The organism is Actinoplanes sp. NBRC 103695 (genome assembly GCF_030269485.1).
GTDB lineage: Bacteria > Actinomycetota > Actinomycetes > Mycobacteriales > Micromonosporaceae > Actinoplanes.
In genome coordinates this window covers 351,754-371,861 of sequence record NZ_BSTL01000006.1, presented here as the reverse complement: position 1 = coordinate 371,861, position 20,108 = coordinate 351,754, and the positions used below count along the sequence as shown (strand labels likewise).

Genomic DNA, 20,108 nt, shown 5'->3' with positions numbered 1-20,108 from the left:
GAGCGGGCATCTGCCGGCGTGACGCGACCTGCGTCACAGCCTCAGAACAGGGTCAGGCGCTCCGCCTCCGGCAACGGCTCGAGCCGCGGCACCCGGGCCGCGACCTCGGCGTGGAACCGGCGGGCCAGGGCCGGCGAGTCGGCGTTGTCGGGCGTGTGGATGAAGATCGTCGGGGACCTGCCCTCGTTCAGCCAGGCCACGGCCGCGTCGACCCAGCGCCGCCACCCCGCGACGGTGCGCCCGGTGTCGTCCCGCCCCAGGTAGCGGATGATCGGCCGCTCGGTCAGAGCCCGGGTACGCAGCGGCGTCCGCGGCTTCTTCGTCCAGGCGTCCCGCTCGGCGGCGCTGGTCGGCGGCGTACGGAAGAACTCGGTCGTGTCGAACGGCACCCACTCCGCACCCGCGCGGCCGAGCACCTCCTCCAGCCGCGCCTCGGCCCCCTCGAAGAACGCCGGGTCACGCACCTCGACCGCGTACGGGTGATCGCCCGGCAGCCCCCGCAGAAACCTGTCCAGCACCGGCAGCTCACCCGGCCCGAACGACGCCGGCAGCTGCACCCACAGCGCGTGCAGCCGAGGCCCGAGCGGCTCGATCGCCTCCAGGAACGCCCGCAGCTCACCCTCGGCGTGCTGGAGCCGCCGCTCATGCGTGATGACCTTGGGCAGCTTCACGACGAACCGGAACTCCGGCCCGGTCTGCCCCGCCCAGGTCGCCACGGTCTCCCGCGAGGGCGTCGCGTAGAACGTGGTGTTGCCCTCCACGGCGTTGCACCACCCCGCGTACGACCGCAGCTTGTCGCCGTCCGGCATGATCCGGCCCTGCCAGGCCTTGTGCGTCCACTGGGCGCATCCGACGTGCAGTCGCATGGTCCAAAGGCTAGTAGGCTCGCCGTCATGTCCGATGCGAGGCCACCGTTCCCGCCGTTCGACGAGACCACCGCGTTGCTCAAGGTGCAGGCCGCCGAGGACGCGTGGAACACCAAGGATCCGCAGCGGGTCGCGCTGGCGTACACCGAGGATTCGGTCTGGCGCAACCGTGACGTGTTCCTGACCGGCCGCGCCGAGATCGTCGATTTCCTGACCGCCAAGTGGGAGCGGGAACTGGACTACGTGCTCCGCAAGAGCCTGTGGGCCTTCCACGGCAACCGCATCGCGGTCCGCTTCCAGTACGAGTGGCACGACGCCGCCGGCCGGTGGTTCCGCAGCTACGGCAACGAGAACTGGGAGTTCGCCGACAACGGCCTGATGCGCCGCCGCGAGGCGTCCATCAACGACGTGGCGATCGCCGAGCCGGAGCGGCGGCTGTCCGGTCCCCGCCCGGAGTCCGAGCGCGGCCCCGGGCACGAAATCCCGCTGCGCTAAGGTCCGCCGGTGTTGAAACGCCGGCTGTTGTCACTTGTCCTCGTCCTGCCACTGGCGGCGTGCGGATCGGCCGCCGGGAGCGGCCCGGTGACGCCGCCGCCCGCACCGGCCACGCCCCGCGACGCCCTCGTCGCCTCGGTGTCGGGGATCAGGGCGGGCAACTACGCCTTCGATCTGAGGAACTCCAACGGCGCCGGGCTCACCGGCTCGATGCACCTCCCCAGCGGGAGCGCGCAGTGGTCCACGTCGGGCGGGAACTTCAGCTCGGAGGTTCGGGTCGTCGGCCGGGACCGCTTCACGAGATCGGATTTCACGTTCGGCGGCAGCGCGCCGGCCGACGACGGCGCGGGCTGGGACCGGGTGGATGCCGCGACGCCGCCCGGACCGGGTGAGTTCTACGATCTGGCCGATCCGGACTGGGTGGGCGTCGGGCCGTTGCTCGAGGCGGCCAACAGCGCGGAGGGCGCGTCGCCGACGATCAAGGGGACGGTCGACCTGACGAAGGTCCGGAACAGCAACAAGCTCGTCGGGCTGGGGAAGCTGCACGGTCTGGCCCCCGGCACCGGGACCGCGGCGCCTTACGTCGCCACCCTGGACGCGAAGGGCCGGCTCGTGAAGCTCGAGCTGGATGTTCCCGCGATGGTGCCGATCCCGCCGGCCGAGAAGTGGACGTTCGAGTTCAGCGCCTACGGCTCGGCCCGACCGGCTCGCTCTCCACTGCGCTGATCAACGTTCCACCATCGCCAGCGAGGCCGTCCAGAGGGTCTGCGCCGCCTCGGGATCGAGAGCCCAGCGCTTCACGCCGTGGCTGTTGGTGAAGAGGTCGGCATCGTCGTTCACGGTGTGCGCCTCGCGGCCGTCGTCGAGGTAGTGGCCGCCGGTGCCGGCGAACTCGGGCGCGACCGCCGCGACCAGCGTCGTCGCGGCGCCCTGCTGGGTGGTCTTGTAGGTGAAGGCTCCGGATGCCTCCGCGGCGGCCAGGTAGTCCTTCTGCCGCTGGGTGAAGTCGCGCTGCAGGCCGGTCGCGACGCCGCCCGGGTTGACCGCGTTCGCGACGATGCCGTCGGCCTGCCAGCGGCGGGTCGCCTCGACCGCGAAGAGGGAGTTGGCGGTCTTCGACTGCGCGTAGGCGGCCTGTGGATCGTAGGGGCGGCGCTCGAAGTGCAGGTCGTCGAAGACGACCGGCGAGCGCATGTGGGCCGTCGAGCTCACCGCCACGATCCGGGCGTCGCCGCGGTCCCGGGCGCCGGCCGCCAAGGCGTCGTGCAGGCCCAGGCTGAGCGCGAAGTGGCCGAGGTGGTTGGTGGCGAACTGCAGCTCCCGGCCCTCGGGCGTGCGGGTGAGGGTGCTGACGATCAGGCCGGCGTTGTTGATCAGCAGGTGCAGCGGCCCGGTCCAGCGGCCGGCGAAACCGGCGACGGAGGAGAGGTCGGCCAGGTCGAGCCGTTCGACCCGGACGTCGGCCGCCCCGGCGAAGACCCGGCCGTCGGCCGGCACCGCGAGGTCCCGGGCCGTCCGCGCGCCGGCGGCGATATCCCGGACGGCCAGCGTGACCTGCGCTCCAGCTCGGGCGAGGGACCGTGCCGTCTCGACGCCGATCCCGGACGACGCGCCGGTGACGACGGCGCGGACGCCCCGGAGGTCGACGCCGGCCACGACGTCGTCGGCGGTGCTGCCGGCATCGAACCGAGTGGTGATCACCATGCGGCGAACTATACAGAGTGAGCAGTGACTGTCTAGTGCGTTAGGCTGTGGGCATGAGGCAGGACCATGTGCTGGAGACCGCCCTCGCCACGTTCGCCCGGTTCGGGTACCGGAAGGCGTCGATGGACGACGTGGCACGGGCCGCGGACATCTCCCGGCCCGGCCTGTACTTCCTGTTCAGCTCGAAACAGAACCTGTTCCGGGCGGCCGTCACCCGGGCACTCGACAACGATCTCGCCGCGGCCGCCCGGGTGCTGGACGACCGCGCGCGCCCGCTGCGGGACAGGCTGGCCGAGGCGTACGACCACTGGACCGGCCGCTACATCGGCCCGATGGCCAGGGAGGTCGCCGTCCTGATCGAGACGAACCCGGACCTGCTGGAGCCGATGGCCACCGACTACCCCCGGCGCTTCATCGAGATGGTCACCACGGCCATCGAGGCGGAGTACGCCACCGGCGCGCGGGACGTGGCCGACACGCTGCGGAGCACCGTCGCCGGCATCAAGCACGACGCGGTGACCCGGGAGGAGTTCGTCGCCCGCACCGCGATCGCCGTCGACCTGCTCGTCACGGCCCTGGAGGCGAAGAACACGACCTAGTCGTCGTCGTCGTCCTTCACCCGGGCGACCAGCTGGGTCGGGTTGACGTAGCGCAGCGCCACGACCAGCAGGACCAGCATCATCGACGTGTAGATGACGGCCATCGCGTCGACCGACTGCTGGGCTCGGATGCCGGCCGCGGACATCGTGTAGTACAGCGCGACCACCAGCGTCTGCGAGTCCGGTCCGGCGGTCAGGAAGGTCAGCTCGAACATGCCGACCGTGCGGACCAGGACCAGGACCGAGGCGGCCAGGATGCCAGGGACGAGCAGCGGGGCGAGGATCCGGGTGAAGACCTGATGGGTACGGGCGCCGCACATGCGCGCGGCCCGTTCGATGGCGGGGTCGACCTGTTCGATGAACGGCGTCATGGTCAGGATCACGAACGGGATGGACGGGACCAGGTTGGCCAGGACGACGCCGGAGAGGTGGCCGGCGAAGCCGTACTTGTAGAGGACCGTGGCGAGGGGGATGCCGTAGGTGATCGGCGGCATCAGGATGGGCAGCAGGAAGAGCAGGTAGAGCAGCCGGCGGCCGGGGAAGGCGCGGCGGGCCAGCACGTACGAGGCGGGCAGCCCCACCAGCACCGAGATCGCCACCACCAGCAGGGACACCTCGAGGGTCACGGTCAGCACGTCGAGCAGCCCGAACTCGCGCCAGGCGGCGCCGTACCAGTCGGTGGTGAAGCCCTGCGGCAGCCACGTGTCGAACCAGCGGGTGCCGAACGAGCTGACCAGCACCGAGCCGATCACCCCGGCCAGGTTGACGAAGAAGAACGCGACCACGCCCCAGACGATCCAGGCGCCGGGGGAGGCGGTGATCCGACGTTTCACCCGTCATCCCTTCCCGGACGAGGTCGTGCCCGTGTAGAACAGCGACCGCAGCCCGAGCGCCACGGCCACGACGACGAGCTCGATCACGCCCATGACCACGGCGATCGCGCTGGCCAGCGGATAGTCGTACGCCTCGTAGCCGGCGTGGTAGGCGGCGATGGAGATGACCCGGGTGCTCCCGGCGGGATCACCGACCAGCACCGCCGACGGGAACACGCTGAACGCCAGCACGAATGTCAGGCAGAACGTGGTGGCCAGGCCGGGCGCGAGCAGCGGCAGCGTGATCCGGCGGAAGCGTTGCCACCACCCGGCGCCGAGGGTGGCGGCGGCCTTCTCCAGCGACGGGTCGATGCCGCTCAGGTAGGACAGGATCAGCAGGAACGCGAACGGGAACCCGGTGATGATCAGCGAGAAGAAGACGCCCCAGTAGTTGTTGGTCAGCCGCACGGCGTCGCCGGGGAGGATCCGGTTGAACCAGCCGGTCGGGCCGAGGAAGTTGAGCAGCCCTTCGGCGGTGAGCACGGTGCCCAGCGTGATCGGCACGACCAGCAGGGTCGTCATCAGCCGCTTGCCCCGGAACCGCCCGCGCATCCGGTAGGCGATGGGCACGGACGCCGCCACGTTGAGAAGGGCGGCGGGGAGCGACAGCCCGAGCGTGGTGGCGATGGTGTCCCGCTGATAAGGATCTTCGAAAAACGTTCGGTACGCCCCGAGCACGCCACCGGAGGACGGCTGGAAGGACAGGCCCACGCCGTACGCGAAGGGGTAGACGAAGAGCACCAGCACGCAGAGCAGGGCCGGCAGGAGCAGAGCGAGCTGCCGGTCGATGCCGCGTTCCGCGAGCCGGTGCCGCAGCGCCGTCACGCCGGAAACACCAGCACCCGGGCCGGATCGGCGACCACGGTCACCTTGTCGCCCGGCGACGGCCTCTCCGTCACCCGCAGGTGCACCGGCGCCCCCGAGAGCGTCCGGGCCTCGACGGCGGCCTCGCGTCCCTGGTACTCGACGACCTCGACGGTGACCGGCACGCCGCCCGGCCCGACGAGCAGGTCCTCGGGGCGGATGGCCACCACGACGTCGGATCCGACCGGCAGCGAGGAGGTCGCCCGGAAGGAGAGACCGGAGCCCTCGACGGTGCCGGGGGAGGACACCTTCATCGGGAGCAGGTTGCGGTAGCCCATGAAATCCGCGACATGCGCGTTGGCCGGCGCGTCGTGCAGCTCCGCGGGCGTACCGATCTGCTGAACCTGACCGTCCCGCAGCACCACGAGACGGTCGGCCAGCGACAGCGCCTCCTCCTGGTCGTGCGTCACGTAGACCGTGGTCAGCCCGAGCGACTGGTGCAGCCGCCGGATCTCGGTCCGCATCTCGAGGCGCAACTTGGCGTCCAGGTTGGACAGCGGCTCGTCCATCAGCACCAGGGACGGCTCGAGGACGACCGCCCGGGCGATCGCGACGCGCTGCTGCTGGCCGCCGGAGAGTTGCCCCGGCAGCTTCGCAGCGTGCTCGTCCAGGCGTACCAGTCGAATCGCCTCGTCCGTGCGGCGACGGACCTCGGCGCGCGGCACCCGGCGCATCTGCAGCCCGAACGCGATGTTCCGCCGCACCGAGAGGTGCGGGAAGAGCGCGTAGTTCTGGAACACCATGCCGAAGCCGCGGCGCTCGGGCGGCAGCGTGTCCAGCCGGCGTTCGTCCTGCCAGATGGAGCCCTCGGAGAGCGGGAGCAGCCCGGCGAGGCAGTTGAGCGCGGTCGACTTGCCGCAGCCGGACGGCCCGAGCAGCGCGATGAACTCGCCCTTGCCGATCGTGAGGGAGAGACCGGTGAGCGCGTCCTTGCCGCCGAAGCGACGGGTGACACCGTCCAGTCTCAGAGCGGAGAAGGTCACTTCTTCACCTTGGCGCCGCCGATCTCCCTGTCCCAGCGGTCGAAGGCCGCCACCAGCGACTTCGCGTCCAGCGGCACCTCGAGCGGGTGGTCGGCGATCAGCTTGGAGTACTCGGGGCGCCCGTACTCGTTCAGCGCCTGCTGGCTCTCCTGCGGCGCCATGCTCAGCGGTACGTCCTTGACCGCCGGCCCGGGGTAGAAGTAGCCCTTGTCGTACGCCTTGGCCTGCTGTTGCGGTGTCAGCATGTCGGCGAGCAGATTGAGGACGGCGGCCTGCTTGTCGACCGGCACGCCCTTCGGGATCACCGCGTAGTGGGCGTCGGTGACCCAGTGGAAGCCCTCGAGGGTGCCGACCGCGGCCTCCTTGGGCACGGTGCCGAGCACGCGCGGGTTGATGTCCCAGCCGGTGGTGCTGACGATGATCTTCGCCGAGCCGTTGGCCAGGTTCTTCATCGTCTCCGAGGTGGCCGACGGGTAGAGCGTGACGTACTTGTTCAGCTCGGCCAGGTACGCCCAGGTCTTCGACCAGCCGTTGACCGGGTCCTTCGGGTCGCTGTCGCCGAGCAGGTAGGGCAGGCCCATCAGGAAGGTGCGGCCCGGGCCCGAGTTGGACGGTCGCGCGTACTGCACCGCGCCGGGATTGGCCTTCGCGTACGCGAGCAGCTCGGCGGCCGTCTTCGGCGGGTTCGGCACCTTCGCCGGGAGGTACTCGATGAGCGGCCCGGACGGGTAGTAGGTGACCGTCACGCCGGCATCGCCCGCGAGTTTCTGCATGGCCTCCGCGCCGGGCAGGTAGTTGCTCATGCCGGTCAGCCGGGCGGCCCGGCCGGGGATCGTGAGCCATAGGCCCTGGTCGACGCCGGCGGCCAGGCCGTCCACGCCGGTCAGGACCAGGTCGATGTCCACCCGGTTCGCGTTCTGCTGGGCCTTGACCTTGCCGACCAGTTCCGGGGCGGTCGCCTTGGAGTAGGTGACCCGGTCGATCTGGTCGCCGTTGCGTTTCACGAAGTCGTCGATCATGCCCTGCGTGAGCTGCAGGTTCCCGGCGACGTCGAGGATGTTGAGGGTGACGGCCTTCGCCGGCTCGGCCGGGACCGGCCCGTCGGTCGCTCCGGAACTTCCGGAGGGTGCGTCCGGCGCGCCGCACCCCGCGATCAGCAGCACAGCGGCGATGGTGGCGGTCCGAGCTGCCTTGCGGGTGTCCACGGCCATCCGCAGAGTCTTCAGTCCATTTCGGAAATATGTCAAGGTGCTTACGTGGACGGACTGCCGACCTTCGGCGAGCGCGACTGGATGCGTGAGCAGGAGATGACCTGGCACCTCAAGCCGGACGAGAGCCGGCTGCGATACCCGCTCTGACCTTGCCCGCGATGGCGCCCAGCTGATCGACCTCGTCCGGCGTCAGCGCGTCGAAGACCAGCCGGCGCACCTCCTCCACGTGACCCGGCGCCGCGTCCTCCAGAGTGGACATGCCCAGGTCGGTGAGCACCGCGACCTGGCCGCGGCGGTCGCTCGCGCAGGCCTCGCGGCGCAGCCAGCCCTTGTGCTCCAGGGCGGCGACGGCGTGCGAGAGGCGGCTGGTCGTGGTGCCGGTGCGGCGGGCCAGGTCGGTCATCCGCATGGCGTGGCCCGGCTGTTCGCTGAGCATCGCCAGGATCTGGTAGTAGGCGTGCGGTATCCCGGTGTCCTCGCGCAGCTGCCGGTCCAGCGCGGCCGGCACCAGCATCAGCACCTGCACCAGGTCGAGCCAGGTCTTCTGCTCCGCCGGTGACAGCCAGCGGGTCATCGCGCCACGTCCGCCGGGCACCGGTTTTCGGCCGGCGGACGGCCCAGGATGTGCGCGTTGATCGCCGCGACCTCTCGCCCGAGTGCGGACATCTCGACCACGTCGACTCCGGCCGCCCGCAGCGTCTCCAGCCCCGTGCAGTCGGCGAAGATCTCCGGCTCCCGCAGCGCGAACACCACCCGTTCGATCCGGAAATTCAAGATCAAGCCCGTGCAGGGGTACGGACGTGAGCGCCGCATCGTGCACGGTTCGAGCGAGCTGTAGATCGTGGCGCCGGTCAGGTCCACGCCGGGCGCCAGCTTGGCCAGCGCCACCTCCTCGGCGTGGTCGTGGTCGTCGCCCTCGCCGGTGTAGCCGGTGGCGAGCACCTCGCCGGCGGCGCTCACGATGACCGCCCCGACGGCGTAGTGCGCCGGGGACGGCGGGGAGAGCCGGGAGAGGTCGATGGCGGCGCCGAGCCAGTGGCGGTCCATGGCGCTCAGCCTGCCAGGTCGAGGGTGTGGTGGGTGTGGTCGCGTTTGGCGGTCAGGTAGCTGACGTTCGACGGGGACAGGTGCACGCCGGTCGGCACCTGCTCGTCCACGGTCACGCCCAGCGCGGCGAGCTGCGCCGCCTTGTCCGGGTTGTTGCTGAGCAGCCGGATCCGGCCGGCGCCGAGCGCGGTGAGCATCTGCGCGGCGGCGGTGTAGTCCCGTTCGTCCTCGGCGTGACCCAGGGCCAGGTTGGCCTGGTAGGTGTCCAGGCCGGCGTCCTGCAGGGCGTACGCGTCGAGCTTGGCGTAGAGCCCGATGCCGCGGCCCTCCTGCCGCAGATAGAGCAGGAACCCGCCGGTCTCGGTGATCCGTTCCGCCGCCTCGCGCAGCTGCGGGCCGCAGTCGCAGCGCAGGCTGCCGAAGACGTCGCCGGTGAGGCACTCGCTGTGCGGCCGGACCAGGGGAGCCGGGCCACCCTCCGCGGCCCGTCGCAGGGCGCCGCGCCAGTCGCCGAGCGCGAGGGCCAGGTGCTCCTTGCCGTCCGCCAGACCGCCGAAGGTGAACACTTCGGCGTTGGTGGCGTAGGCGTCCGGGAACTCCAGCGGCACCACGACCCTGGTGCGAATCGCGGCCGTCATCCTGACTCCCTCGGTTGTTGAACTTTCAGCGACAACACTCGACCGATGTTGATGAAACTTCAACATCCTGGCCGGTGTCACTCGTCACACCGGCCACCGGTGGATCGCCCCCCGACCTGATCGGCATGGGCTCGTCGCCGAAACCGGACCTCGCGTACACGCTCGCCGACCACATCGCGCACGTGGACACCTTCCTGTCGGCACCCGACGTCTCCGATCCGGTGCTCGTCGGTCACGACTGGAGTGTGGTCGACCATCGGCGGCTCCAGCAGGTGCAGGTATTGCGTCTGTCACCGGCCGCCATGGTCGAGTCGCACCCAGTAACCGCCACCGGTGCCCCGGGGCCCCACGCCGATTCCCTTGACGGGTGCCGGCTACCCGTACCAAGCCGGACCGGCTCGCTGCGCCTGTTGACGCATACTCAACTGATCTTTATATTGCTGAGGCATGGGGAAGGCGATGCGCGAGCCGACCTTCTGGATCCTCACCGCGCTGGCCGAGCAGGCCAGACATGGGTACGGGGTGATCCAGGAGGTCGCCCGGCTGTCCGAGGGACAGGTCACGCTGCTGGCCGGCACGCTGTACGCGGCACTCGACCGGCTGACCGCCGAGGGGCTGGTGGCGGTCGATCATGACGAGGTCGTGGACGGGCGGACCCGCCGCTACTACCGCCTGACCGACTACGGCGCGCTCGCGCTGGCGGCGGAGTCCGAGCGCCTGCAACGCAACGCTCAGACGGCCACCACCCAGCTGCGCGGGCGGCTGTCCGGCCGGCCGGAGCTGGGCCCGGCGTGAGGCGGTACCGGCTTCTGCTCCGGGCGTACCCTCCGGGGCCGCGCCGCGAAGAACTGCTCGACACCCTCCTGGCCGTCGGCCGGCCCTCGGTGGCCGAAAATCTCGATCTGCTCCGGCACGGCCTCCGGGCCCGGCTCGGCCGCCCGGCGAGCCGCTGGGTGACGGTGGTCGCGGTGCTGGTCGCGCTCACCACCGGGTACGCGGGCGCCGCCCTGGCCGCGCGGGCCACCTGGAACGCGGTCCCCGACTTCCCGTCCGGCGCGGCGATGGCCGAGATCACCGGCACGGTCTTCCCCGGCCTGCCGGTCGAGGGCGACCGCAGCGACGACGGCCTGTTCCTGGACATCTCGGAGCAGAGCTTCGCCGGGCAGCTGGCGTCCGGCCGCAACGAGGACTTCCAGTACGTCACGTACGACTTCGGCCCCGCCGGCGGCAACTATGTGGCCGGTCGGTACCGCCCGTGGACGGACGCGGCGGCGGCCCGGCTCGAGGCGGCCGGCTGGACCGTGCGTGACGTCTCGCCGACCGGCAACACGTGGATCGCCACCGGAGAACTGGACGAGAGCGGCCGCGGCATCTGGGCGATCCGCGACGACCTGAGCATCGAGTTCGAGGCCAGCACGATCACCAACACGGACCGCATGCCGGCGGGCAGCTTCTACGCGTCGGCCACGCTGATGCGCCTGCCACCCTGGTATGTCACCGCCGCGGCCGCCGCCGGCATGCTGCTGGGCGCGTTCCTCGGCTGGCTGCTGACCGGCTGGGTGAGCCGGCGCACCGAGCGATCGGCCACCGCCCCGCGCGTGGCCGGCCACACGTTGGCCGCCCTGGCGTTGCTCGTCACGCTGCCGCAGACGTTGTTCGGCGTGTTCGCCATGGTCGTGGAGCCGCTGCGGCTGGGCACACCGTTCCAGCCGTTCTGGGGGATGAGTCTCACGTACGGCTACGGCTGCGTCCTGCTCGGCCTGCTGCTGAGCCTGCTGTGCGTGGCGACCGTGGCGTTCGGCGCCCGACCGGCCACGGATCCGGTCACCGAGCCCATTTCCTGAGCGTCGTCTCGGCCGGGTCGTCAGCCGATGCCACCGGCGTGTGCTCGCCCGCGGCGACCACACCGGCGGACCCGTCGACGGTGACCAGCCGCCCCTCGGCGAGTTCGCCGATCGGCGCACCGACCACGGCCGGCTTGCCCATCGACCGGGCCACCACGGCGGCGTGGCTGGCCGGCCCGCCCCGGGCGGTGACCACTCCCGCCGCCGCGGCCAGCCCGTGCAGGTCCAGCGGCGACGTGGTGGGCCGCACCAGGATGACCGGCCCCGCGGCCGCCATCCGGACGGCCGCGCCCGCGGTGGTCGCGACGCGTCCCGTGGCGACGCCAGGGGAGGCGCCCAGCCCACGGCTCAGGACGGCGATGCCGGCGGCCAGCAGCGGGGTGCGGGGGAGCCGGTCCGGGTCGGCCCGAGCCACGGCCTCCGCCCGGGTGATCAGACCCTCGCGGGCCAGATCCACCGCCACGCGCATCGCGGCCCGCCCGGCGAGTCCGCCAGGACGCACCTGGAGCAGCCACAGCCGCCCCGACTCCACGGTGAACTCCACCTGGCAGACGTCGCGGTAGTGCCGCTCCACGGTTCGTAGCGCCGCGCACAGCGAGTCCCAGACCCCGGGTTCGCGGGCTCGCAGGGCGGAGATCGGCAGGGTCCGCTCGGCGCCCGCGACCACGGCGTCCCCGCGCCGCCCGAAGAGCACTTCGCCGTACGGCCCCGGGTCTCCGGTGTTGGGATCCCGGCTGAACGCCACTCCCGAGCCGCTGCGCCCGTCCCGATCGCCGTACACCATGGTCTGCACCACCACGGCCGTCCCGAGATCGTCCGCGATGCCGTGCAGCCGCCGGTAGGTGACGGCCCGAGGCGTGTTCCACGACTCGAAGACGGCAGCCACCGCCGTGGCCACCGGCGGCGTCACATCCAGCAGCGTGTCCATCATCCCAGGCATCGACACGGCCGCGCCCGACCGCACCGAGACCCTGCCCCCCAGCGCCGCGACCGCTTCGTCGAGCCCATCGGGCAGTGTTCCCGCGGCGAGATACTCCCGGCAGTCCGCCGCCCCGACGACAATGCCCGGAGGCACCGGCAGCCCGAGCCGCAGCAGCCGAACCAGCCCGTGCGCCTTGCCCCCGATCACCTCAGCCCCGTGGCCGAGCCCGCCCGACAGCGCCCGGATCACCGCGGGATCCCCAGCGTCACCAGCAGATCCTCATGCAGCTGGAACCACACGTGGTGATAGGACTCGAGCTCGTCCGCGACGTACCCGATCTCCCCGCCCCGCACCCGCCCCAGCGCAACCCCGAGCCGTTCCCGGTACCGCCCGAACCGCGCAACCGCCCCCGAGATCTCCCCGAGCACCACCACGGCCCGCCCGTCAAAATCACCCAGCCTCTCCAGCACGACCCCGTCGTAGCCGGCGTCCTCGTGATCATTGATCACCGGCCCGCCGCCCCCCGCCCTCATCTGCCAGGCACTGCAGAGATCCAAGAACTCCGAGTTCAACCCCACAAATCTCCGGTACGCCTCCGTGAGCACGCCCCGCGCCCCCTCCGCGTCCAGCTCACCGGCGACTCGTTCGGCATCCACCAGCTTGCCCGCGTCGGTGACGCCCCACCCACCGAAGGCGCCCCGCTCATGCGTGACAAGCCCCGCCTGAGCCAACGCGATCAGCCCGTCCTCAGCGTCGTCAGCGCTGATCCCCGCGGCGTCGGCCACCCGGCCCGCCGAGCTGAACCCCATACACCGCAACGTATGCAGCACAAGCCCATCACCGTCGTCCACCGCCGCCCCCTTCACCCGTCATCTCTCGCGTCCGCGATGGCGAGAGCAGCGCCGCGTCCCTTGGCCCGTGCCACGATGTGCCGCCCTCTGACCCGTACCGCGGCCTCGGTCTGGTCATCCACCACAAACCCGAGCTCCTCCGCGATGGCGTCGGCGCCGTCCACAACAATCCGGAACGGCGCCCGGCTCTCGCCCGGCACGACTGGGGACGGCGCCCGGCTGTCGCCCGGCATGACCGGGGACGGCGCCCAGCTCTCACCCGGCATGACCGGGGACGACGTCCGGCTGTCGCCCGGCATGTCCGGGGACGGCGCCCAGCTCTCACCCGGCACGACCCGGCGCAGACAGTGGGCCAAGTCCGTCACCCGAAGCCGAACCAGCCGCCCAAGCTCGGCAGGCCGCCTGGTAACCACGGCCAGCGTGACCGGTTCCCCCGACCGAACGGCCTCCTCCGCCGCCCCGAGCCGTCCCGTGCCCAGCACCACGATGAGCCCGTCCTCCCGCCCCAGATCGACGGTCCCACCCCCGACCAGGTCCACAAGGCCCCCAGGCGGATCCCACACATGCGCGTCCCGCCCGCCCGGATTCCCAACGCGCGCGTCCCGCCCGCCCGGATTGCCGATGTGCGTACCCTGCTCGGCCGGCGCCACGAACGGCAGATGCGGTGGATCCCACACATCGCCGAGATCGAGCGAAGCCAGATGCCGGCAAGCCCGCACCACATCGAACGGATCACCCACACCGGGCGCAACCTCAGCAAGATGGCAAACGCCGTCAAGAAGCGTCCGCACCACCCCAGCAAGCCGAACCAGCCGATGCCCTGGCGTCCGGCTCTCCAACGCCAGCGCCAGCATCAGCCTTTCCAGCCGCGCGACTCCCGCCAGCGCCGCCCGCTCCACCGCCGCAGCATCCAGCCGATCACTCACCACCACTGCCGCGCCTGCCGCCGCATGGCGGCCGTCGGACGCCATCGGCGCGCCCTTATCGCCGGAGCTCGCGCCGCCATCGGCCACCGTGCTGTCGTCAGCCGCCAAGCCGCGGCTGTCCGCCGGGCCGCGGCTGTCCGCTGGGCCGCGGCTGTCCGCTGGGCCGCGGCTGTCCGCCGGGCCGCGACCAACGGCAGGGTCACCGCCGGCCGCCGGGCCGTGGTCGAGCGACGCACTGCCACCGGCGGTTGCGGGGAGCGGTGTCGGCGGGCGGGCTTGGACCCGGCCGTGGTCGTCGGCGACGGAGGCCGGCGTGGGTGGCTGCGCCGTGCTGAAGACACCGGAGAGCGAGCGGAGGCGGAGTCTCGCGTCGGCCGGAGCATCCGAGACGAGGGGGAGCCGCTCGAGCCAGACCCGGGCGAAGGCCTCCACCGCATCCGCGAGATCGAGCCCGCTCTCCATCGGGGCGGTCTCCTCCTCGTTCTCGAGGTCGAGGAGCACGGCCAGGTAGAGGGCCCGCTTGGTGGGGAAGTTCGCATAGACCGCCCCGCGCGTGAGCTCGGCACGCGCCGCGATCCGGTCGACGTTGGCACCCAGAAATCCATGAACCGCGAACTCCGCGCGGGCCGCCCCGAGCACCGCCGCGCGAGTCAGCTCCTGCTGCTGAGCCCGACTCAACCTCACCATTCGGGCCCCTTTGCTCTGCTTACTCCTAGGCATCGCTCGCCAGATGACCCCGATCAAGATACAGCCAACATCCAGATGGCATCAACATCTGAGTGGTCGAAGTAGTCGAGAACTCTAGGTTCCTAGGACGATCAAGCGGTTGCCTCGCGGGTCACTTGAAGCCACGGCGGCGGGCTCCGTTGATCCCTGGTGTGAAGATCGAGGCCCAGGCTCCGCTAGCGCCTGCAGTGGAGGTCGTCTTCCCGCGGTGGAAGGCTCAGGTGCTGTGGGTGCTGCTGACCAGGGGCCGGCTGCGCTTCGGTGAGATCGCACGGGAGTTGCCGCGCATCGCGCCGAGCATGCTCACCCTTCGACTCAAGGAGCTGGAGGCGGATGGCTTCGTGGTCCGCACGTCGTTCGCCGAGTCGCCGCCCCGGGTCGAGTACTCGGTGACCGACCTCGGGCGTTCCCTCGAGCCGATCTTCGACGGTCTGCTGGACTGGTCGGCCCGCCACCTGGACACGGTCACCGAGAACCGCCACAACCACGACCGCCACTCCTGACACCGACACGGGTGACGCGCTAGGGGGATGACAGGGCATTGGCGCGCGGGGACGGGCGCGGGAGCGACGCAAGGGTGGTGGGTGGGGTCAAGGGGTGGACCGATATCCGCACGTGGTGTTCGATTATCGGATGGCGTACTACCGGCAGGTGGGCAGCATCCCGCCCAAGCGGCACACCCAGCACCGCCGCCCGGACGGCGGGCTCTACTCCGAGGAGCTGGTCGGTGAGGAGGGGTTCTCGTCCGACTCCTCGCTGCTCTATCACCGCGGCATCCCGTCGTCGCTGGTCGACGCGCGGCCCTGGACGCTGGGCGATCAGGCGCTGGCGCCCAATCAGCCGCTGATCCCGCGGCATCTCAAGCTGCATGATCTGCCCGAGGCCAAGGACGCCGTGACCGGGCGCCGGCTGGTGCTGGGCAACGCCGACGTTCGGATTTCCTACGCGGTCTCGCGCGGCGCCTCGCCCTACTACCGGAACGCGACCGGGGACGAGTGTGTGTTCGTCGAGCGTGGCGCGGCGACGGTCGAGACCGTGTTCGGGGCGCTGGAGGTGCGGAAGAACGACTACCTGATCATTCCCCGCAACACCACGCACCGGTGGCTGCCGACCGGCGAGGAGCCGCTGCGTACGTACGCGATCGAGGCCAATTCGCACATCGCGCCGCCGAAACGCTATCTCTCCCGCTACGGCCAGTTCTTGGAGCATTCGCCGTACTGCGAGCGGGATCTGCGCACCCCGGCCGAGCCGCTGCTGGCCGAGGGGACCGACGTGGAGATCTATGTCAAGCATCGCGGCGACGGGCCGGGCGGGCTGGCCGGCACGATCCATGTGGTGCCGGAGCATCCGTTCGACGTGGTCGGCTGGGACGGCTGCCTGTACCCGTACGTGTTCAACCTGGCCGACTTCGAGCCGATCACCGGCCGGGTGCATCAGCCGCCGCCGGTGCATCAGGTCTTCGAGGGCGCCAACTTCGTGATCTGCAACTTCCTGCCGCGCAAGGTGGACTACCACCCGCTCGCGATCCCGGTTCCGTACTACCACTCGAATGTCGACTCGGACGAGGTGATGTTCTACGTGGACGGCGACTACGAGGCTCGCAAGGGCTCCGGCATCGGCCAGGGGTCGATCTCGTTGCATCCGGGCGGACATTCGCACGGGCCGCAGCCGGGTGCGGTGGAGGGATCGCTGGGCGCCGAGTTCTTCGACGAGACGGCGGTCATGGTGGACACGTTCCGCCCGCTCGGCCTCGGTGAGGGTGGCGCGGCGGTGGATGACGGCAAGTACGCGTGGTCCTGGTCGGGGCGGGGGCCTGCCGCATGAGCAGCTGGATCGATCTGCCGGCCGGCACCGGTTTCGGCCTGGCCAATCTGCCGCTCGGTGTCTTCTCGCCCGACCGGCCAGGTGATGCGTATATGTGCTCAGAGCAAAGGGGCCGGCGGACCGGCGTCGCCATCGGCGATCACGTCATCGACCTGGCCGGCCTGACCGGCGATCAGGTGCACGCCACGGGCAGCCTCAATGCCTTCCTCGCGCGCGGTCCGGAGGCGTGGGCCGAGCTCCGTCGGCGGCTTACCGGGTGGCTTGTCGATCCGGCGCATCGGGCCGCCGTCGAGCCGCATCTGCGCCCTCGAGACGCCGTCACGATGCACCTGCCGGTCGAGGTGGGGGACTACGTCGACTTCTACAGCTCGCAGCACCACGCCGAGAACCTGGGCCGGATGTTCCGGCCGGGCCAGCCCGCGCTCACCCCCAACTGGAAGCATCTGCCGATCGGCTACCACGGCCGGTCGGGGACGGTGCGGGTGTCGGGTACGCCGGTGCGCCGGCCGCTCGGCCAGCAGAAGGACGCGGCGTTCGGGCCTTCGCGGCGGCTGGACATCGAGGCCGAGGTCGGTTTCGTGGTGGGGGTGCCGTCGGCGCTGGGCGAGCCGGTGCCGGTGGCGGGCTTCGCCGAGCACGTGTTCGGGGTGTGCCTGGTCAACGACTGGTCGGCGCGGGACATTCAGGCGTGGGAGTACGTGCCGCTCGGCCCGTTCCTGGGCAAGTCGTTCCTCACGTCCGTCTCGCCGTGGGTGGTGCCGCTGGCGGCGCTGGAGCACGCCCGGATCGCGCCGCCGCCGCGAGACACGCCGGTGCTGCCCTACCTGGGTGACGAGGGCGAGCGCTGGGGGCTGGACCTCACGCTCGAGGTGCGCCTCAACGGCGAACTGCTCTCGTCGCCGCCGGCCGGGCTGCTCTACTGGACCGCCGCGCAGCAGTTGGCGCATATGACGGTCAACGGCGCTTCCTTGCGTACGGGTGACCTGTTCGCCTCGGGCACGGTCAGCGGCCCGGACCGTGACCAGCGCGGTTCCCTGATCGAGTTGTCCTGGAACGGCGCCGAGCCGATCAAGCTGGCCGACGGCAGCACCCGCACGTTCCTGGAGGACGGCGACGTCGTCACGATCACCGCGTCGGCGCCCGGCCCGGACGGCGAGCGGATCAGCTTCGGCGAGGTGACCGGCCGGGTCGAGCCCGCGTCGTGACCGGGCGAAGCGGTTGTCACGATCGCCTTCCCGGCCGGGCGAGAAGATGACGGACGCGCCACAGTCCCAGACGCTGGACCGCGGCATCCGCATCCTGGAACACCTGGCGGCGGGGGATCTGCGGACCGCCACGGCGATCGGTCAGGCGCTGGGCATGCACCGGTCGATCACCTACCGGCTGCTGCGCACCCTCGAGGACCACCGCCTGGTCGAGCGGGACGCGGCCGGGCGGTACGGTCTCGGCCTCGGGCTGGCGGCGCTGGCCCGCGGCGTACGCACCGATCTGGTCTCGGCCGCGACCCCGCACCTGGCCGCGCTGGCCGCCGAGCTCGGGATGACCGCCTTCCTGGTGGTCCGGGCCGGCGCCGAGGCGGTGACGGTGACCAGCGTCGAACCGCAGGACACGCAGGCGCACGTGGCCTACCGGCCGGGCATCCGGCACCCCGTGGATCGGGGCGCGCCCGGCCTGGCGCTGCTCATGAACGACCCGCCGCGGGCAGGCGACCGTTCCGAGCTCACCGAGGCCCGGCGGATCGGGTACGCGGCGTCGCTCGGCGAGGTCGTCCCCGGGCTGCGGTCGGTCGCGGCGCCGATGCGGGACGCGGCGCTGGCGGTGGTGTACGTCGAGTCGGAGTTCGGCGAGGCGCGGATCGGTCAGGCGGTGCGGGCTGCCGCGGAGAAGATCACCGGATGAGGGCGGCCGGTGGCCTAAGTCCTGTCTCGTGGATCACCCAGGGCTGCGGAGGGGCCCAGAGCGCGCCTGACAGCGCCCGAAAACCACCCAAATACAACACCGGTATTCGGGCGGTTTTCGGTCGTTGTCAGCCACCCTCTGGACCCCGCCTCGCACTTGGGTGATCCACGAGACAGGACTTAGGTTGAGTGGCATGCCCGCCGCCGACCTGATCCTGCTGGCCGACATCGTTCACACCCTGGGTAGGGACGGTCGCGCGCCGACCGCCGTGGCGATCGCGGGCGGGCTGATCGCCGCGACCGGGGACCGCTCCGACGCCCGGGAGTGGCGCGGCCCGCACACCGAGGTGCTCGACCTGGGCTCCGCCGCGATCATGCCCGGCCTGGTCGACGGCCACTTCCACCCGGTGATGGGCATCGGCATGACCCGCGGCGCCGACCTCACCGGCGTACGCACCCTCGACGACCTCAGGGCCGCCCTGGCGCGGACCGTTCCGCGGGACGGCTGGGTGGAGGGGTGGGGCCTGGACACGAACGCGTTCGGCGACGTGCCGGTGACCAACGCCCCGATCGTCGAGGTGCTCGGCCCCGACGTGCTCGCCGTCATCCAGGTGTTCGACGCGCATTCGGCCATCGCCAGCCCGCGTGTCCTGGCACTGGCCGGGATCGTCGGGCCGCGCGAGTTCGCGTCCGGCGCGAGCATCGTCTGCGACGCGGACGGCCGGCCCACCGGGCATCTGCTGGAGATGGAGGCCACCGCGCTGCTCGACGAGGTGATGCCGGCCGATGAGCCTTCGGATCGGCGTACCCGTCTGCGGGATCTGCTCCGCGCGATGGCCGCGACCGGCCTGACCGGCGCCAACGCCATGGATTTCGAGGACGACTCGGCGGAGCTGTTCGCCGCCCTGGAGGACGAGGGCGACCTGCCGATCCGCTGGCGCTGCGCCCCCTTCGTCAACCCCGGCGTCGACGCCGACGGCCTGGCCGCCGTCGTCGACCTGCAGCGCACGGGCGGCCGGCGCTGGCGGGTCGACGGCGCCAAGTTCATGATCGACGGCGTGATCGACGTCGGCACCGCCTGGCTCGACGAGCCCGACGCGCACGGCGAGTCCACGGCCTGCCTGTGGCCCGACCCGGACGAGTACCGCGCGGCGGTGCGCCACCTGGTCGCGGCGGGCGTCCCGATCGTCACGCACGCCATCGGCGACGCCGGCATCCGGTACGTGCTGGACACCTTCGAGGGCATCACCCGCGTCTCCGCGGTCCCGCACCGCATGGAACACCTGGAGACGATGCCGTCGGATCTGCTCGCCCGGTTCGCCGCCCTGGACGTCACCGCGAGCATGCAACCCAACCACTGCAGCCACTTCACCCGCGCCGACGGCGACGACAACTGGTCCAGGCGCCTGGGCGCGACCCGGGCCGGCCGCGCGTTCCGCGTCCGCGACCTGCACGACCGCGGGGCCCGCATCGCGCTGGGCTCCGACTGGCCGATCGCCTCGTACGACCCGCGCGGCATCATCGCCTCGGCCCGCCTGCGCCGCCCCGCCGGATCGTACGACGTCGAGCCGATCGTCCCGTCGCAGACGTTGACCGCGCGGATGGCGCTTGAGGGTTACACGACGGCCGCGGCGGCGTCGGCGGGTGAGGGGGACCGCGCCGGCCGCATCGTCCCTGGGATGCCGGCCGACCTCTCGGCCTTCGCCCTGGATCCGCTGGCCGCCGACCCCGACGAGTTCGCCGAGTCCCCGGTCCCGCTGACCGTGGTCGGGGGGACCGTCACCCATCGGTCATAGCGTCCAGTCTCCGCGGCGCTCCACCGGGGGTTCGCAGGTCTC

22 protein-coding genes are annotated in these 20,108 nt (G+C 71.4%); 10 read left to right on the top strand and 12 right to left on the bottom strand.

The features are described 5' to 3' along the window. Positions 1 to 41 precede the first annotated feature (41 nt). Entirely contained in the window at positions 42 to 866 is an 825-nt protein-coding gene (locus tag QSK31_RS12790; RefSeq protein WP_285683768.1) for a DUF72 domain-containing protein, read from the bottom strand. A 27-nt stretch (positions 867 to 893) separates the two neighbouring features. On the opposite strand from QSK31_RS12790, the gene QSK31_RS12785 reads away from it, so the two are divergent. Further along, entirely contained in the window at positions 894 to 1,361 is a 468-nt protein-coding gene (locus tag QSK31_RS12785; RefSeq protein WP_285683766.1) for a nuclear transport factor 2 family protein, read from the top strand. A 9-nt stretch (positions 1,362 to 1,370) separates the two neighbouring features. Continuing rightward, the gene (locus QSK31_RS12780; protein ID WP_285683765.1) at positions 1,371 to 2,087 is read left to right on the top strand and encodes a hypothetical protein; all 717 of its coding nucleotides are present in this window, start codon (positions 1,371 to 1,373) and stop codon (positions 2,085 to 2,087) included. Here QSK31_RS12780 and QSK31_RS12775 read toward each other — a convergent pair whose 3' ends face one another. Beyond that, a complete protein-coding gene (locus QSK31_RS12775; RefSeq protein ID WP_285683763.1) occupies positions 2,088 to 3,065 on the bottom strand; it encodes an SDR family NAD(P)-dependent oxidoreductase in 978 nt (325 codons plus the stop codon). 53 nt (positions 3,066 to 3,118) lie between these two features. Between QSK31_RS12775 and QSK31_RS12770 the strand changes: the two genes are divergently transcribed. Beyond that, positions 3,119 to 3,664 (top strand): TetR/AcrR family transcriptional regulator, encoded by a 546-nt coding sequence (locus QSK31_RS12770; RefSeq protein WP_285683762.1) that lies wholly within the window; start codon positions 3,119 to 3,121, stop codon positions 3,662 to 3,664. Here the strand turns inward: QSK31_RS12770 and QSK31_RS12765 are convergent. From QSK31_RS12765 to QSK31_RS12735, 7 genes are all read right to left on the bottom strand, one after another. Continuing rightward, the gene (locus QSK31_RS12765; protein ID WP_285683760.1) at positions 3,661 to 4,497 is read right to left on the bottom strand and encodes an ABC transporter permease; all 837 of its coding nucleotides are present in this window, start codon (positions 4,495 to 4,497) and stop codon (positions 3,661 to 3,663) included. The two genes, QSK31_RS12770 and QSK31_RS12765, sit on opposite strands and share 4 nt — an antisense overlap. A gap of 3 nt (positions 4,498 to 4,500) precedes the next feature. Beyond that, positions 4,501 to 5,361: an ABC transporter permease gene (locus QSK31_RS12760; RefSeq protein WP_285683758.1), complete on the bottom strand. Its 861-nt coding sequence runs from the start codon at positions 5,359 to 5,361 to the stop codon at positions 4,501 to 4,503. Then, positions 5,358 to 6,383: an ABC transporter ATP-binding protein gene (locus tag QSK31_RS12755; RefSeq protein ID WP_285683757.1), complete on the bottom strand. Its 1,026-nt coding sequence runs from the start codon at positions 6,381 to 6,383 to the stop codon at positions 5,358 to 5,360. The genes QSK31_RS12760 and QSK31_RS12755 overlap by 4 nt, the downstream gene beginning before the upstream one ends. Continuing rightward, on the bottom strand, positions 6,380 to 7,594 hold the full coding sequence (locus tag QSK31_RS12750; RefSeq protein WP_285683756.1) for an extracellular solute-binding protein: 1,215 nt from the start codon (positions 7,592 to 7,594) through the stop codon (positions 6,380 to 6,382). The genes QSK31_RS12755 and QSK31_RS12750 overlap by 4 nt, the downstream gene beginning before the upstream one ends. Before the next feature lie 109 nt (positions 7,595 to 7,703). Then, positions 7,704 to 8,168: a MarR family winged helix-turn-helix transcriptional regulator gene (locus QSK31_RS12745; RefSeq protein WP_285683754.1), complete on the bottom strand. Its 465-nt coding sequence runs from the start codon at positions 8,166 to 8,168 to the stop codon at positions 7,704 to 7,706. Then, positions 8,165 to 8,641, bottom strand: coding sequence for a deaminase (locus QSK31_RS12740; RefSeq protein ID WP_285683753.1), 477 nt, complete (start codon positions 8,639 to 8,641; stop codon positions 8,165 to 8,167). The genes QSK31_RS12745 and QSK31_RS12740 overlap by 4 nt, the downstream gene beginning before the upstream one ends. A 5-nt stretch (positions 8,642 to 8,646) precedes the next feature. Next, entirely contained in the window at positions 8,647 to 9,279 is a 633-nt protein-coding gene (locus tag QSK31_RS12735; RefSeq protein WP_285683751.1) for a GTP cyclohydrolase II, read from the bottom strand. Positions 9,280 to 9,726: 447 nt separating this feature from the next. On the opposite strand from QSK31_RS12735, the gene QSK31_RS12730 reads away from it, so the two are divergent. After that, complete coding sequence (locus QSK31_RS12730; RefSeq protein WP_285683750.1) at positions 9,727 to 10,074, top strand: PadR family transcriptional regulator; 348 nt, start codon at positions 9,727 to 9,729, stop codon at positions 10,072 to 10,074. Next, a complete protein-coding gene (locus QSK31_RS12725; RefSeq protein ID WP_285683748.1) occupies positions 10,071 to 11,123 on the top strand; it encodes a hypothetical protein in 1,053 nt (350 codons plus the stop codon). Before QSK31_RS12730 ends, QSK31_RS12725 begins: the two co-directional genes overlap by 4 nt. Here the strand turns inward: QSK31_RS12725 and QSK31_RS12720 are convergent. Genes QSK31_RS12720 through QSK31_RS12710 form a run of 3 tightly spaced genes read right to left on the bottom strand, consistent with a single transcriptional unit; the run spans position 11,104 to position 14,461 of the window. Then, a complete protein-coding gene (locus QSK31_RS12720) occupies positions 11,104 to 12,294 on the bottom strand; it encodes a PEP/pyruvate-binding domain-containing protein (protein ID WP_285683747.1) in 1,191 nt (396 codons plus the stop codon). The genes QSK31_RS12725 and QSK31_RS12720 overlap by 20 nt on opposite strands. After that, the gene (locus tag QSK31_RS12715; RefSeq protein WP_285683745.1) at positions 12,291 to 12,854 is read right to left on the bottom strand and encodes a transcriptional regulator; all 564 of its coding nucleotides are present in this window, start codon (positions 12,852 to 12,854) and stop codon (positions 12,291 to 12,293) included. Before QSK31_RS12715 ends, QSK31_RS12720 begins: the two co-directional genes overlap by 4 nt. Before the next feature lie 53 nt (positions 12,855 to 12,907). Next, complete coding sequence (locus QSK31_RS12710; RefSeq protein WP_285683744.1) at positions 12,908 to 14,461, bottom strand: TetR/AcrR family transcriptional regulator; 1,554 nt, start codon at positions 14,459 to 14,461, stop codon at positions 12,908 to 12,910. Positions 14,462 to 14,736: 275 nt separating this feature from the next. Here QSK31_RS12710 and QSK31_RS12705 point away from each other — a divergent pair, with 275 nt between their 5' ends. The 5 genes from QSK31_RS12705 to QSK31_RS12685 all read left to right on the top strand — a co-directional run bounded on the left by QSK31_RS12705 (position 14,737) and on the right by QSK31_RS12685 (position 20,066). After that, positions 14,737 to 15,051 carry a winged helix-turn-helix transcriptional regulator gene (locus QSK31_RS12705; RefSeq protein WP_285683743.1) on the top strand — a complete coding sequence of 105 codons (315 nt, stop codon included), beginning with the start codon at positions 14,737 to 14,739 and terminating at the stop codon, positions 15,049 to 15,051. 130 nt (positions 15,052 to 15,181) lie between these two features. Next, positions 15,182 to 16,372: a homogentisate 1,2-dioxygenase gene (locus tag QSK31_RS12700; protein WP_285683914.1), complete on the top strand. Its 1,191-nt coding sequence runs from the start codon at positions 15,182 to 15,184 to the stop codon at positions 16,370 to 16,372. Then, entirely contained in the window at positions 16,369 to 17,577 is a 1,209-nt protein-coding gene (gene fahA, locus QSK31_RS12695; protein ID WP_285683742.1) for a fumarylacetoacetase, read from the top strand. The genes QSK31_RS12700 and fahA overlap by 4 nt, the downstream gene beginning before the upstream one ends. A 46-nt stretch (positions 17,578 to 17,623) precedes the next feature. Beyond that, positions 17,624 to 18,271, top strand: coding sequence for an IclR family transcriptional regulator (locus QSK31_RS12690; RefSeq protein ID WP_285683741.1), 648 nt, complete (start codon positions 17,624 to 17,626; stop codon positions 18,269 to 18,271). Positions 18,272 to 18,464: 193 nt separating this feature from the next. Continuing rightward, positions 18,465 to 20,066: an amidohydrolase gene (locus QSK31_RS12685; protein ID WP_285683740.1), complete on the top strand. Its 1,602-nt coding sequence runs from the start codon at positions 18,465 to 18,467 to the stop codon at positions 20,064 to 20,066. The last annotated feature ends 42 nt before the right edge of the window (positions 20,067 to 20,108 follow it).